Source organism: Ignavibacteria bacterium (assembly GCA_013177855.1).
Lineage (GTDB): Bacteria > Bacteroidota > Ignavibacteria > Ch128b > Ch128b > Ch128b.
Genome location: JABLYA010000001.1, coordinates 1,848,779 through 1,863,098 on the forward strand (window position 1 = coordinate 1,848,779; position 14,320 = coordinate 1,863,098).

At 31.6% G+C, this 14,320-nt stretch carries 13 protein-coding genes; 5 read left to right on the forward strand and 8 right to left on the reverse strand.

The window, feature by feature from the left end; all coding sequences use genetic code 11:
* Positions 1-20: 20 nt before the first annotated feature.
* Positions 21-611, forward strand: coding sequence for a MarC family protein (locus HPY57_07790; GenBank protein NPV11674.1), 591 nt, complete (start codon positions 21-23; stop codon positions 609-611).
* On the opposite strand, the gene HPY57_07795 is transcribed toward HPY57_07790, so the two are convergent.
* Entirely contained in the window at positions 612-1,124 is a 513-nt protein-coding gene (locus HPY57_07795; protein ID NPV11675.1) for a DUF2179 domain-containing protein, read from the reverse strand.
* A 513-nt stretch (positions 1,125-1,637) separates the two neighbouring features.
* Between HPY57_07795 and HPY57_07800 the strand changes: the two genes are divergently transcribed.
* On the forward strand, positions 1,638-2,087 hold the full coding sequence (locus tag HPY57_07800; protein ID NPV11676.1) for a hypothetical protein: 450 nt from the start codon (positions 1,638-1,640) through the stop codon (positions 2,085-2,087).
* A 57-nt stretch (positions 2,088-2,144) separates the two neighbouring features.
* Positions 2,145-2,987, forward strand: a complete 843-nt coding sequence (locus HPY57_07805) for an amino acid aminotransferase (protein NPV11677.1) — start codon at positions 2,145-2,147, stop codon at positions 2,985-2,987.
* 11 nt (positions 2,988-2,998) lie between these two features.
* Here the strand turns inward: HPY57_07805 and HPY57_07810 are convergent, their stop codons facing one another.
* The 3 genes from HPY57_07810 to HPY57_07820 all read right to left on the reverse strand — a co-directional run bounded on the left by HPY57_07810 (position 2,999) and on the right by HPY57_07820 (position 6,029).
* A complete protein-coding gene (locus HPY57_07810) occupies positions 2,999-3,871 on the reverse strand; it encodes a rubrerythrin family protein (GenBank protein ID NPV11678.1) in 873 nt (290 codons plus the stop codon).
* A 20-nt stretch (positions 3,872-3,891) separates the two neighbouring features.
* Positions 3,892-4,968 (reverse strand): peptide chain release factor 1, encoded by a 1,077-nt coding sequence (prfA, locus tag HPY57_07815; protein ID NPV11679.1) that lies wholly within the window; start codon positions 4,966-4,968, stop codon positions 3,892-3,894.
* A gap of 71 nt (positions 4,969-5,039) precedes the next feature.
* The gene (locus HPY57_07820) at positions 5,040-6,029 is read right to left on the reverse strand and encodes a hypothetical protein (GenBank protein ID NPV11680.1); all 990 of its coding nucleotides are present in this window, start codon (positions 6,027-6,029) and stop codon (positions 5,040-5,042) included.
* A 284-nt stretch (positions 6,030-6,313) separates the two neighbouring features.
* Between HPY57_07820 and HPY57_07825 the strand changes: the two genes are divergently transcribed.
* Positions 6,314-8,131, forward strand: a complete 1,818-nt coding sequence (locus HPY57_07825; protein NPV11681.1) for a dihydropteroate synthase — start codon at positions 6,314-6,316, stop codon at positions 8,129-8,131.
* A 91-nt stretch (positions 8,132-8,222) separates the two neighbouring features.
* Positions 8,223-11,420, forward strand: a complete 3,198-nt coding sequence (locus HPY57_07830; protein NPV11682.1) for a hypothetical protein — start codon at positions 8,223-8,225, stop codon at positions 11,418-11,420.
* 20 nt (positions 11,421-11,440) lie between these two features.
* Here HPY57_07830 and HPY57_07835 read toward each other — a convergent pair whose 3' ends face one another.
* The 4 genes from HPY57_07835 to HPY57_07850 form a co-directional block, all read right to left on the reverse strand.
* Complete coding sequence (locus HPY57_07835) at positions 11,441-11,725, reverse strand: transcriptional regulator (GenBank protein NPV11683.1); 285 nt, start codon at positions 11,723-11,725, stop codon at positions 11,441-11,443.
* A 7-nt stretch (positions 11,726-11,732) separates the two neighbouring features.
* Entirely contained in the window at positions 11,733-12,680 is a 948-nt protein-coding gene (locus tag HPY57_07840; GenBank protein ID NPV11684.1) for a sodium-dependent bicarbonate transport family permease, read from the reverse strand.
* Positions 12,681-12,732: 52 nt separating this feature from the next.
* Entirely contained in the window at positions 12,733-13,773 is a 1,041-nt protein-coding gene (gene ruvB / locus HPY57_07845; protein ID NPV11685.1) for a Holliday junction branch migration DNA helicase RuvB, read from the reverse strand.
* Between the two features lie 94 nt (positions 13,774-13,867).
* Positions 13,868-14,251: a DoxX family protein gene (locus HPY57_07850; protein ID NPV11686.1), complete on the reverse strand. Its 384-nt coding sequence runs from the start codon at positions 14,249-14,251 to the stop codon at positions 13,868-13,870.
* Positions 14,252-14,320 lie beyond the last annotated feature (69 nt).

Here is a 14,320-nt window from a genome sequence, read left to right on the forward strand (position 1 = left end):
TTTTTGATTTGGTGATATCTATGAATTTAAATGATTTTCTTTTAAGCTTTATACCCTTATTTGTTGCAATTGATATAATTGGAACCGCTCCAATTTATCTTGGCTTAACGGAACAATTTGAAAAAAAAGAAAAACGGAGACTTGTAATTCAAGCTGTCATTACTGCATTTGCTCTTGCAATGATTTTCATTGCAACAGGTAAAGTGATTCTAGATTTTATGGGAATTACATTAAATGATTTTCGTATTGGTGGTGGATTAGTTCTATTAATTCTTTCTATAAATGATCTTGTCTTTGCAAGTGATGAAAGTCGTAAACCTCAAGGAACAATTGGAATTGTACCTCTTGGTATTCCATTAATTATGGGTCCAGCGGCTCTAACAACAATTTTAGTTCTGGTGAATAATAACGGAATCCTTCCAACAGTTTTATCTGTATTTATAAATCTTGTGATTGTATTTTTTGTTCTCTACTATGCTGAAAAATTAGTCGATTTAATCGGAGAATCAGGGGCTAAGGCATTTGCCAAAGTTGCCTCTCTCTTTCTTGCCGCAATAGCGGTTATGATGATTCGAGTAGGAATTTTAGAAGTAATAAAAGAATTAAAATAATTAAGGCCTTGTTGGGATATATCCTCGAGAAGGTGTTGCTGGTTGAATGGTTATAAATGCATTTGAATCAATTTTTTCAACTATTGAAAAAAGTTCTTTTTGTCTTTTTCTTGGAATTACACTTACAATGATGGATTGACCTCCACTGCCACCTTCTGCTGGTAATATTGTTACACCAAATTTATTCTTTCTTAATTCATCAGCAATCTTATCAGTATAATATCTGGATATTATATAAGCTTGAATAAATCCCAATCCAAATTTTTGCTCAAGTGTGATTCCAATCACATTTCCAAGTCCAAAACCTGTCGAATATCCAAGAATATTCCAAAGATTATCAATGTGCAGCATTATATGCCGAATAGCGAAAATCCATACTGTAACTTCGATAAAACCAAGTATTCCAGCTATATATTTTCTTCCCTGAACAACCATTAAAGTTCTGATTGTACTTATTGTTACATCAATAATTCTCATACACATTATCATTAATGCACTTAGAAATATTTCCATTTTATCTATCCGTTTTTTTCAAAAATATGAAAAGCATCAGGAATTCTTTTTGAAATTTAAATTGGATAAAGAAAGATTCTCGATGAAATCGGATTGTGATAGACATTTACCTAATATCGATTATGAAAATTGAATTGTAAATCTGTCCGAAGATTTTTTTTATCGAATTAAAGAAAGATAAAAGGGCTTTGGAATATTTCAATAAATTATCATTCGGCCGTAAAAAAGAATGTTTATGAGCTTTTCTGGAAGTGAAGAAAGAAGAAACAAGTATAAATGAGATTAAAAAAATAATTGGAAATATAAAATTTTAGATTTTTTATGAAATTTTTAACCCATTTTCTTCGCTTAATCTTAACTCCTTAGGCTTACTAAGTGGTAAAAATTTTGTAAGGAAAAAACTACAAAATTTTTACAAAAATTTTATTGAAAAAAAGGGGGTTGATAACTAAGTTAAAATATGTTTGCATCTAAAATTTAAGGCATCAATAATTTAAATAATTAAAAAGAAAGATGAAGTTTTTTTTCAAAACGATGAATATAATATATATGGGCTTTATTGTGAGTTCACTTTTAATTGCGGGTATCTCTATATATTTATGGAATTTTGAATTGGAAATTTATACCAACCTATCAATTGCAAAAGTTTTAGTTATAATAATATTTGTTTTGTTGTCAGTAATTCTCTCTCAATATATTTATAAGAAAAATTTGAGCCGCATAAGTTCGAATGATCAATTGATTTTGAAATTGCAGGTATATCAAACAGCCTCAATTTATCGTTTAAGCATTCTTGAATTTACATTAATAATTTCAGCTTTGTTTTTCATTTTCTCAAAAATGTGGGTTATTCTGCTGCTAATTTTCACCTTGTTGATACTTATCTTCTTAAGTCGTCCTTCCAAAAAGTCATTTCTAAATTTATTTCAGATTACTGAAGAAGAGCTTAAATCGGTAGAATAAAAATCTTTTTCAATATTTTACTAAATTCATTCAGTAAAGATATTTTTTAGGCTTTAAATGGAGCAGCCTATTTATTTTGTAAAAGATAAATTTACGGAAAAAAGTAAAGCTCTTATCTCAGTTAATGATCTTGGGCTATTGAGAGCGTATGCTGTGTTTGATTATTTAAAGACTTATTTCGGTATGCCCTTCCATCTTACTGATCATATTAAGCGTCTATTCAAATCAGCTGAATATATTGGTTTAAAAATCCCTTATACTGAGGAAGGAATTAAATCAATAGTCAAAGAATTAATAAAAATAAACAGGTTTAAGGAAGCAAGTATAAGAATAATTGTAACAGGCGGAGATAGTCCTGATGGGAAAAAGAAAGGTGAGCCAAATCTTATAATTACCTGCGAGCCAAGAAATGAAATTGACAAAGAGCTTTATAATAGTGGAGTAAAGATTAAATCAGTTAAGGATTATCGGGAAACGCCAATTGCAAAAACAATTAACTATACAATGGCAATTAAATATCTTAATGAATTTTATCCACAAGGTTACTTTGAAGTTTTATATGTGCATAATTCAAAGATTACCGAATGTACATCAAGCAATATTTTCTTCATTAAAGGCAGAAAATTAATCACACCCAAAGATGAGTTATTACCAGGAATAACCAGACAGGTTGTAATTCACCAGGCGTCTAAAAATTTTGATATTGAAGAACGGGATATTTTCTTCCACGAAATTTATGATTTCGATGAGTGTTTTATAACTTCAACCGATAAAGAAGTTCTTCCAGTGGTATCAATTGATACACATGTTTTTAGAAATGGAAAAGTTGGTGAAAAGACAAAACAAGTTATGAGATTATTTCTTGATTATGTTGAGTCAGGCAGCTGGATTGAAGATTAAAATTCTCCTGATTAAACTTCGATCCCAAGTCCTTCCCTGACCAGAATGCCTATCCCAAAAGTTATTGCAGTAACTACGAGATTTAGAATTACCATTTCTAAAAATCTATGTTTAAACGATAGATCTTTTGCAATAGAGATATAATAATTGAATAAGAAAATAATTAGAATGGCTACACCAATCGTAATAGGTAAAGCAATAAATGGGTTTCCTAATAATAGATATGGAAGAACTAGTAAAATGACCGTGATAATGTATGCTGTGCCAGTATAAAAAGCAGATTTAAGATAGTTTTTATTTTCACCTTCGGCTTTCTCAGAAAGATAATTTGAAGCAGCCATCGAAAAAGAAGCTGCTATGCCGGTAATTAATCCTGCAAGGGCAATGATTGAAGTTTTCTGAATTGCAAAAGTCAATCCAGCCAGTGCACCAGTTAATTCAATCAAAGCATCATTTAATCCAAGTACAATTGAACCAGCGTATTTCAATTTTTCTTCATCCAGCATATCAATTAAAGCATTTTCGTGAGAATTTTCTTCTCCAATAATTTTCTCGGCTTCAGGTATTTGATCTATAATTGTTGAGTAAAATTTTTCAGCTTTTTGTTCACCTTTTTCCATTAGTTTTATGCTAAATGTAATTCCAAAGACACGAGCCACTAAATTGTAAAAATAAACTTTGAGTTTGTTCGGCTTGACTTCTTTTTCGGTATATTTTTTCCAGTAGTGATAGTGAGCCAATTCATCATTAGCGATTTTTTTCAATACTTCTGAATTATTCTTGTCCTTTATTACTCGAGCAAGGTAACTATAAACATAAAATTCAGTGATTTCATTTTTCTGAACGAATAAAAGCTTTTCTCTTAATTCTGGATCAATTTTCATTTGCAACTCCTATTTTAAATTCAGGTAGTTTGAAAACTTTGTTTAAGTTTTTCGGTTCGATCTGCTAATTTAAGCTGCTCGATTAATTCGTCTAAATTCCCATCTAAAATTTCCTGGAGATTATAAAGTGTTAAACCTATTCTATGATCAGTGACTCTATTTTGTGGGAAATTGTATGTTCTAATTTTATCGCTTCTATCACCTTTTCTAACCATTGATCTTCTTTGCTCAGCCATTTCTTTATTTTTTTCTTCCATCTGCAAATCATAAAGTCTCGCACGTAACACTTTCATTGCTTTAATTCGATTTTGAATTTGAGAACGTTCATCCTGACATTGAACAACAATCCCTGTGGGGATATGAGTTATTCTGACTGCTGTTTCAACTTTGTTAACATTTTGTCCGCCAGCACCTCCGCTTCTGAAAATATCAATTCTTAAATCATTAGGATTAATTTCAACTTCTACTTCTTCAGCTTCGGGTAAAACTACCACAGAAGCAGCTGATGTATGAATTCTTCCACTCGATTCAGTTTTTGGGACTCTCTGAACTCGATGCACTCCACTTTCATATTTCATGTTTCCATAAGCACCATCACCCTGAAGCATAAAAATAACTTCTTTTAAGCCGCCAATACCAGTATCATTCATATCGATCAAATCGACTTTCCAACCTTTGTTTTCTGCATATCTTGTATACATTCTAAAAAGATCAGCAGCAAAGAGTGCGGCTTCCTCTCCGCCCGTTCCAGCTCTGATCTCGACGATACAGTTTTTCGAATCGTCAGGGTCTTTAGGTAGAAGTAATAATTTTAATTGTTCCTCCAATCGTTCCAATTCTGGTTCAAGCTCATCGAGTTCAATTTTTGCAAGTTCGACAAGCTCGGGATCCACTTTTGAGTAAATAATTTCTTTATTCCCTTCAATGTTCTTTTTTACTTCTTTGTATTTTTTGTATGTATTTACAATTTCTTCAAGCTCGCTTCTTTCCTTCGTAAGTTTGATTAATTTTTGCTGGTCAGAAACTATCTCTGGTTTTGTGAGCTCTTCGTTAATTTCTTCAAATCTTTGTACAAGTTTCTCTAAATTCTCGAACATAAATTCCTCTTTTCTTACTCAAAAATAGAAAATCTGATTGGTTTATTGAATTGAAGGGTTATGAATAAAATTTACTTATTAAATTTCCTGGAAATTCTAATAATCACTGGTTTAGTATGTACTAAAATATTTGCGTTCAATTTTTCATTCAATTCCAAAATAAAAAGATATATGAATAAAGTGAAAATTATAATTGGGAAAAGAAACAAAACAAAAAACACAATTGAATTTTGAATTTTAATGCCTGTACCAAACACGGGGAATTTATTCGATTGCAAAAGAAAGATTTTATAATCATTATTAAGCCAGCGGAGTGGCGGAAGCTCATTTATTGTAAGATGTTGAATACCCTTAATGAAATATACATTATCGAATAAGGAGAAAACTGAAATATAGTAATTATCCAGTTTGATTTCGTATCTCGTCGGATTGCTATGAATTACTTTGATTGAATCAAAATTTCCTGAATGTACTAAATCGTAAATCTCATCTGAAGATAAAAAATCATTATTATCTTTAAATGAAACATTAAATGTTGGATCTGTGATTACCCATTTTTGTCTTTTCTCATCCCATATTTCAATGGTTGTATGTCTATCAAAAGCATCAAATATTGATCTGCTTATTGTGATGAGTCTTACATTGAATCCAGCAAGATGTAAAATGTAACCGTACAATTTTGCTATTTCACCGCATAACAATGATTTATTCGAAATCATATGCTTTAATAATTTATCAGGATAACGGGAGATCAAAATTGTTGTGTCTTTTCTTTCGGCAAGATTTAATAGTTGAAGTCTAATTTTAATTGCTGTTTCGAGTGTTTTTTCTGAGTTGAGATTTAGGTCGATTTTATCATTGAGTAATTCGATGAAGGCTCGATCGTATGCTTCAGAAAAATTAAAGATCGTAGATGCTGATTTTGTCTTAAACTCATCCTGTTGTATTATTCCGTAACGACTTAAAGTCATAAAATTGTAATGCTTAACAACAACTGGAAAAATTATTTCAAACAGTAAAATCGTGAATAAAAGGTTTATTAGAAATATTTTTCTTTTCATATGACTGCTTGTTTAGACTAATCAAAAGCATTATAGTTTAAACAGTAAATAAAAAATTCAAATCTTATTCCCTGATTAAATTAAAATCTTTTTTGAGTTTTGTCGCTTTATTCTCAATGACTGATAATAATTTTCATACTTGTGGAAAAATTTTCGCACCATATTTAATTAAAAGAGAATGAGAAACGACTTAAGTTTATTCTAAAAATATTTTTAATTTATCAGTAGAAAATGCATTTATAAATAATATTAAGATAAAATTTTTTACAAGGAGTTAATAATAAATGAAAAGATTTTTAGAATTACTCAATGAAAAAGTATTGATATTTGATGGGGCAATGGGCACCAATCTTCAAGCACAAAATTTAAGCGCCGACGATTTTGGTGGAAAAGAATACGAAGGCTGCAATGAATATTTAGTAATTACTAAACCTGATGCTGTAAAAAAAGTTCATCTCGATTTTTTAGAAGCCGGTGCAGATATAATCGAAACGAACACATTCGGTTCGAATGAAGTTGTATTGGCTGAATATAATCTTCAACACTTGTCTTATGAGATTAGTAAAAAAGCTGCAGCACTTGCAAAAGAACTCGCTTTATCTTTCTCAACAAGTGAAAAGCCAAGATTCGTGGCGGGATCAATTGGTCCAGGAACAAAACTTCCTTCGCTTGGGCACATTACTTTTCGTGAACTTGAGAAAGCATATTATCCGCAAATTTCTGGATTGATTGATGGTGGGGCAGATTTACTTTGCATTGAAACCTGTCAGGATATGTTGCAGGTAAAGGCAGCTCTTTCTTCTGCAATGAAAGTTTTCGAAGAAAAGAAAATTAAAATTCCAATCATTGTTTCGATTACAATAGAAACAACTGGGACTATGCTAATGGGAACTGACATCTCTGCTGCTTTAACCACTTTTGAGCCATATGATATAGTCGATGTCATTGGAATGAATTGTGCAACTGGTCCGAAAGAGATGAGCGAAAATGTTCGATATCTATGCCAGAATTCTCCAAAACCAGTTTTTGTGATGCCAAATGCTGGAATTCCAGAAAATATTGGTGGAAAAGCTTGTTATCATTTAAGTCCAGATGAACTAGTACATTGGTTATCACATTTCGTAAAGGATTTAGGCGTAAATATCGTTGGTGGTTGCTGTGGAACTACAAAAGAACATATCAAAAAGCTTGTGGAGAACTTGTCAGGACTTAAGCCTGCTGAAAGAAAATGGAATTATCAGCCTTCGGTGTCGAGTACTTTTATAAGTCAACCTTTGCACTTAGATCCAGCACCAGTTCTGGTTGGTGAAAGATGCAATGCAAATGGTTCTAAACAATTTCGTGAATACCTATTAAAAGATGATTATGAAGGGATGCTTCAAGTTGCCAGGGACCAAATTAAAGAAGGTGCACATATGCTTGACATTTGTGTTGCCTATGTTGGTCGTGATGAAAAGAAAGATATGATTGAATTCGTAAAAAGATTGAATACGCAGATTCAATTGCCATTGATGTTTGACTCAACAGAATATGAGGTAATAGAAGCAGCACTTGAACATTATGCAGGTCGGGCTGTAATTAATTCAATAAATCTTGAAGATGGAGAAGAAAGAGCATCAAAGATTTTACCTCTTGCAAAAAAATTCGGTGCTGCAGTAATTGCTTTAACAATTGACGAAGAGGGAATGGCAAAAACAGCTGAAAAGAAATTAGCAATTGCAAAAAGAATCAGAGACATAGCCGTAAATAAATATAATCTTCGTGAAAGTGATTTAATTTTCGATCCCTTGACTTTTACTCTGGGAAGCGGTGACGAGGAATTTCGAAAAAGCGCAATTGAGACACTGGAAGCAATTAAGCTAATTAAAAAAGAAATTCCAGAATCAAAAACGATTTTGGGAATAAGTAATGTTTCATTCGGTTTAAATCCAAAAGCAAGACATGCGTTAAATTCGGTTTTTCTTTACTATGCTGTTCAGGCGGGTCTTGATCTTGCAATTGTTCATGCGAGTAAAATAATGCCCTTAAATAAGATTGACGAACGTGGAAAACAACTCTGTGAAGAACTGATATTCGACAAAAGAAAATTCGAATATGTTTGAAAAACTAAATCTTTTTATTTGAATTCCGAATATATGCTGGGAGAAGGGAGAGTACATCGTACGAGTTAGATAATAACATTTAAATAAATTAATGACTGTTTATTCATTTAAAATTGCAACGAAGAATTACAGATTTGTTAAGAGCTTAATCTCCCTCTTTGCACTTCTGCTTTTTACCTCATTTCAAATCAACTCTGTAAAATATTATACCACAAGCGATGGTTTGCCTGATAATAGAATTATTGATATCGCTCAAGATAAATTTGGTCAGCTCTGGGTATTAACAGGAAGCTCAGTTTCAATTTTTAATGGAAGCAACTGGAAAAATTTCAGTACGAAGTTTCAACATTTTGATAATCCTTTCAATGATCAATTAATTGATTTTCAAAAAATTCTAATTGATGATGAAGATAATAAGTATTTTTTATCTAATGACGGAAAAATTTTAAAACTCTACAATAAAAGACTTGAAGATTTAATCTCACCACTTAACTCGAAAGGAATCCAGTTCAAAGATTTTGAATTAGTTAGAGAGGGCGAAAAACAAATATTATGGGCAGCTACAGATAACGATGGTCTTGCTTACTACGATAAAACCTGGTTTACTTTTACAACTAAAGAAGGTTTGAATTCAAATAAAATTGTAGCAATTAAAAGCGGTGGTGATTTTCTTCTTGTATTATCAGATCAAGGGTTTCAATTTATTCGTGACCGAAGGGTGATTTACACTTTTAAAGATTTTAATCTTAGAAATTTCAAAAACATTTCATTTGCGTTTGATAATAATTCAAAATTTAGAGAAGACATTAAAGCTTTCTGGATGCTCGCGGATAATCGTCTTTACAAATTTGAAAATGAGAAAGTAAACGATAAAACTTTTAATTTTTTCAATCCATATAGAGAGAATTACTTCAAAATTTTCACAAATGGCGGTGGTAAACTTTATTTGATTAGTGGGGAGTTGATAAAAATAATCAACTTATTGACTGGTGAAATGCAAGTATTAAATAAAGGTAGTGAATTAGATGGAACACCAAAAGTTCTATTTGTTGATCGTGAAAAAAATCTCTGGATTGGTACTGACAAAAGATTAACAAGAATTAACTTTACAAGTGTTTTAAGATTTTCAGAAGAAAATGGACTCAATGAACAAAAAATCACTTCGCTCTTAAAATCAGGCGATGCTTTTTATCTTGGACATCAAAGTGGAAATCTGACTTATCTCAAAGACTTTAAATTTTATCAGATAAATATTCAGAGTCAGATTAGAAATTATCTTAAAGAAATACCTTTCAATTCAATTCAAATAAAAAAGATTCAATCGGCTGGAAATAAGATTTTTTTTCTTGTAGGGCAATCTGGAATTTTTGAATTGACATCGCTTAGAAGTGTAAAACCAGTTTTTTTAATTGGCAATTCAAATGACTTTATTAATGATTTTATTACTCTGCCAGATGGTGGTTTATTACTCTGTGGAAAATTTACAGAAGGCAGAGAAGAAAAAAATATTTTGTTAATTAATTCAAGACAAATTTTACCGAGCAATGAATTATTGAAATCGATTAATCCTGAAAAATTATTTGTGTCGAGAGATGGTTCAATCTGGATTTCTTCGAACGATTCTAAATTGATGAAAATTACTAAGGGTAAAGTTGAGCATTTTAATATCAACGAAGTCTCTAATTCAGAAAAAATAAATTTTATTGGTGAAGACAGGGGCAGCAACATTTTTGTTGGACTTAAAAATGGTTTTATTGTCTTGATGAAAAATGGGGAGATTAAAAATTATAATTTAAGTGAACTCACGAACTCAAATGGAAATGTTGAAGTTTATTCTGTTTACTTTGATGAGTTGAACAATATATGGTTAATGACCAGTAAGGGATTAAAATTCTGGAACTGGAAAGAATTAAAGTCATCTTTTGAATGGAAAAACATAATTCCAGTTCGAGATAATAATCAAGCGATAAGTGAATTAAATGGTAAAATTTTTGTTGCAAGTGAAAATGGTTTATTTGTTCTTTCATCGAGTGAAGATGAGATAAAGGACATATATCCTCAAGTTTATATTCAAGAAATTATTGCAAATGGAAAATCTTATGATGGATTAACAAATATAAAGTTGAAGGGTAAAACAAATCTTTCTATTCGTTTTAATGCAATTTTACTTTCAGCCAATAATATTGAATTCTCTTATAAACTTGAAGGTTATGATAAAGATTGGTCACCGTCAACATACTCAAGAGAGGTTCACTACTTCAATTTGCCTGAGGGGAATTACAAATTTCTATTAAAAGCAAAATCAAGTTTTACTGATTGGACTCAGCCGCTCAGTACAGATTCTATTAATATCAAAATACCTTTTTATGAAAGATTTGATATTATTATTCCAATCATATCGTTTTTAGTTTTAGTTGTGGTTCTGACTTATCTTTTTGTAAATAAAAAGAAATCATTCAATCAGGATTTAATTTCATTAAGAAGACAGGTTGAGGGGCTTGAGAAACAAAATAAACAATTGCGTCAGGAATTTAATAAAGCACTTGAATTGTCAAAATCTCGAATGACTTTTCTGGCAAGTTTATCGCACGAATTGAGGACACCAATAAATTCTTTAATTGGATTTGTTGATCTTTTACTTGATTCTAAAATTAATTTGAGTGAAGAAGAACGACAGAAATATTTAAACTACATCAGTATTAGCAGTAGAAGGCTTCTAATTTTAGTAAATGATATTATTGATCTTGCTAAAATTGACTCGGGAACGATTACATTGGATTATTCTGAAGTAAATCTAAATGCTGAGGTTCGAGAAACAGTTAATCTCTTTCGTGAAAAAATAAAGTCGAAACATCTGGATTTAATTCTTGAACTTGATCCTGAGCTTGAAACTCAATATCTCTATATTGATCGTAATCGATTGCATCAGATAATTTCAAACTTAGTTACAAATGCAATAAAATTTACCGAAGAGGGTTACATAAAATTAACAACACAAAAGGATGGGGATAAATTCATTTTATCGGTTGAAGATACAGGAATTGGAATCCCCGAAGGTGAAATAGATTTTATTTTTGAAGAATTCAGGAGATCATCGAATGCAATCAAGAAAGCAATTGAAGGGACAGGACTTGGACTTTCAATTACAAAAAGATTAGTGGAACTGATGGGGGGTGAAATAAAAGTTGAAAGTCAGGAAGGAATAGGGTCGGTGTTTACTGTAATTTTCCCTTCTCTAAAAGGGTCGACTAAAAAAATAGGAAGCAATATCAATTCAATACGGAACTAATCTCCCTAATTAATAATTTTTTATTCCTCTAAGTTGATTACATCAACATCTGAAACAAAAATCATCATCGCATAATTTTTAGAGTATTTAGTTTTACAGTGATCAATAATTTTTTTGGCAGTTTCTTCGTCGCAGACTATTTCGATTTGTATATTCTGACTTAAAGAAAAGTCACCTTCTCTATTCCCTCTTTTTCCACTTCCACTTACTTCGAAGACTGTGTAACCAGATGTTCCAAGTTCAATTATTTCATCTAGTAAAATTGATTTTAATGTTATTTCCGTGATGATATTTACTAGTTTCATTTTCACCTCAAATTATAATTGAAGCCATCCAATAATAAATAGGAATACCAAAAATCAGGTTAAATGGGAATGTAATTCCTAAGGAAGCAGTGAGATAAAAAGTTGGATTTGCTTCTGGAACAGCAATTCTCATAGCTGCTGGAGCAGCAATGTATGAAGCACTGGCAGCTAAAGTTGCAAGAACAGTTGTACCACCAACTGAAAGTCCAACAATCCAACCAACTAAAGTTCCAATCGTTGCACTAATCAAAGGCATAATTATACCAAAAGCAATCAAAAATATTCCAACCCTTTTCAAATCTTTCAAACGATAAGAGGTTACCAATCCCATTTCAAGAAGAAAAAATGCAAGAAGTCCTTTGAACATATCAGTAAATAAAATTTTTACACTTGCATTTTTTTCTGGGCCGAGAAGATAACCAACAAACATTCCCATCACTAATAAGTATATACTTTTACCGAATAGAACCTCTTTGACCAATTTAGATGCAGAAAATGGTCCTTTACTAGCTTTAATTTTAGCAATTAATATTCCCACTACAATCGCTGGAATCTCAAGCAGTACGAGCAAAACAGTTGTGTAATTTTCATAACTGATTTTGAATTTATCTAAGAAAGCAATTACAACTGCGTAGGTGACAGCACTTACAGAACCGTAGTGAGCAGCAATTGCGGCTGAGTTTGCTCGATCAAATTTCCCAATTTTTCTAAGAATGGTGTAAGCAATTAAGGGTATAACTATACCAATAAAAATACAACCAAGAATGGGTAAAATGATATCGTTCAAATTTGATTCGCTTAGTTGGACTCCACCTTTTAATCCTATTGCAATTAAAAGGTAAATACTTAAAATCTCATAAATTGGTTCTGGAATTTTTAAATCTGTTTTTAAAATTCCGGCAATTAAGCCGATGACGAAAAACAGAATAACCGGATCGAGTAAATTTTCTATCATTTTAATCCCACAATAATTAATGATATTTGTAACTCTACAAGTTCAATCCAGATTAGAATAATTTTTCAGCGTCAAATAAAGTATCAGATAGTAAATCTCTCTTATTCAAATTTAAAACTTTTAGTGCAAGATCAGTTGTCTCGCGCCCTCGAGGAGTTCTTTTCAAGAAACCTTGCTGAATTAAAAATGGTTCGTAGACTTCTTCAATTGTTCCCGGATCTTCGTTTACTGAAACAGCAATTGTGTTTAACCCAACGGGTCCGCCTTTGTATTTTAAGATTATTGTTTTCAAGATTTCTTTGTCCATTTCATCAAGTCCATATTCATCAACATCAAGACTTTGCAGAGCTTTTTTTGCAATTTCAAGATTAATTTTGGTTAATCTTTCGACATCAGCAAAATCACGAGTTCTTTTCAAGAGTCGATTTGCAATTCGTGGAGTTCCACGAGCTCTTCTGGCAATTTCAAATGCTGCATCTTCATCAATTTCAATATTTAAAATTCTTGATGATCTTTTTACTATTTGAAGTAAATCTTCAGCAGTGTAATAATCGAGCCTTGAGTTTATTCCAAAACGATCTCTTAAAGGAGAAGTAAGCAATCCTGCACGAGTTGTTGCGCCAATCAATGTATATTTAGGAAGTTTAATTTGAACAGTTCGAGCATTAGGTCCAGAATCTATCATAATATCAATTTTGAAATCTTCCATTGCAGAATACAAATACTCTTCAACAACAGGACTTAAACGATGAATTTCATCAATAAAAAGTACAGAGTTCTCTTCAAGATTGGTTAAGATACCAGCAAGATCACCTGGCTTTTCTAAAACTGGACCTGAAGTGACTTTAATTTTAACTCCAAGTTCATTTGCTATGATGTGAGCTAAAGTAGTTTTACCCAGGCCAGGAGGTCCTGTCAAAAGAACATGATCGAGAGATTCTTTTCTAATTAGTGCGGCTTCGATAAAAACTTTTAGGTTGTCTACAATTTTTCTTTGACCGACAAACTCATCGAAAGTGAGGGGCCTTAAACTTTTTTCTAGTTCAAGATCTTCATTAAATCTTACTGGTGTTGTGTTTTTTGATTTTCTCATATCGAAATTTACTAAGAAATGAAATCCACTTTCAATAATTGGAAGTGAGGAACTTTGATTAATATGATTCATCTGCCAGAGCAATTTTAGAAAATTATAAACTAAAGGGCCATGGTTTTTGAATTGCAAAGAACATTAAAAGGCTGCCGACTAGAGCCATATTCTTCATAAAATTTATCATCTCAATCATTTTCATCTGTTGATCCTCGACTTTCCAGAAATTGTGCATCATAAATGTTGTAGGAATAAAAAATACGAGTAATAATATTAAGCCTGCATCCGTTTGATATCCTGTTAAGATACTTAATCCACCAAGCAGCAAAAGTAATCCTGTGAAAATGACAGCAAGCTTTGGTGCGGGAACTCCTTTAGACTGGGCATAACCAGTCATCATTGAAAGGTTTGAAAAATGATTGAACCCGTTAAAAACAAAATACAAACCGAGAATTATTCTTCCAATTAAAAATAGTGTTTCCATATTGCACCTCCATTTTTAGTCTCTAACAAAATCTCTGGCAGATGAATCTTCAATTGAAGCAAAATTAAT

Excerpts from the sequence above, each read along its gene's own strand:
- HPY57_07790 (NPV11674.1), top strand. The coding sequence starts at position 21 with ATGAATTTAAATGATTTTCTTTTAAGCTTTATACCCTTATTTGTTGCA.
- HPY57_07795 (NPV11675.1), bottom strand. The coding sequence starts at position 1,124 with ATGGAAATATTTCTAAGTGCATTAATGATAATGTGTATGAGAATTATT.
- HPY57_07800 (NPV11676.1), top strand. The coding sequence starts at position 1,638 with ATGAAGTTTTTTTTCAAAACGATGAATATAATATATATGGGCTTTATT.
- HPY57_07805 (NPV11677.1), top strand. The coding sequence starts at position 2,145 with ATGGAGCAGCCTATTTATTTTGTAAAAGATAAATTTACGGAAAAAAGT.
- HPY57_07810 (NPV11678.1), bottom strand. The coding sequence starts at position 3,871 with ATGAAAATTGATCCAGAATTAAGAGAAAAGCTTTTATTCGTTCAGAAA.
- prfA (NPV11679.1), bottom strand. The coding sequence starts at position 4,968 with ATGTTCGAGAATTTAGAGAAACTTGTACAAAGATTTGAAGAAATTAAC.
- HPY57_07820 (NPV11680.1), bottom strand. The coding sequence starts at position 6,029 with ATGAAAAGAAAAATATTTCTAATAAACCTTTTATTCACGATTTTACTG.
- HPY57_07825 (NPV11681.1), top strand. The coding sequence starts at position 6,314 with ATGAAAAGATTTTTAGAATTACTCAATGAAAAAGTATTGATATTTGAT.
- HPY57_07830 (NPV11682.1), top strand. The coding sequence starts at position 8,223 with ATGACTGTTTATTCATTTAAAATTGCAACGAAGAATTACAGATTTGTT.
- HPY57_07835 (NPV11683.1), bottom strand. The coding sequence starts at position 11,725 with ATGAAACTAGTAAATATCATCACGGAAATAACATTAAAATCAATTTTA.
- HPY57_07840 (NPV11684.1), bottom strand. The coding sequence starts at position 12,680 with ATGATAGAAAATTTACTCGATCCGGTTATTCTGTTTTTCGTCATCGGC.
- ruvB (NPV11685.1), bottom strand. The coding sequence starts at position 13,773 with ATGAGAAAATCAAAAAACACAACACCAGTAAGATTTAATGAAGATCTT.
- HPY57_07850 (NPV11686.1), bottom strand. The coding sequence starts at position 14,251 with ATGGAAACACTATTTTTAATTGGAAGAATAATTCTCGGTTTGTATTTT.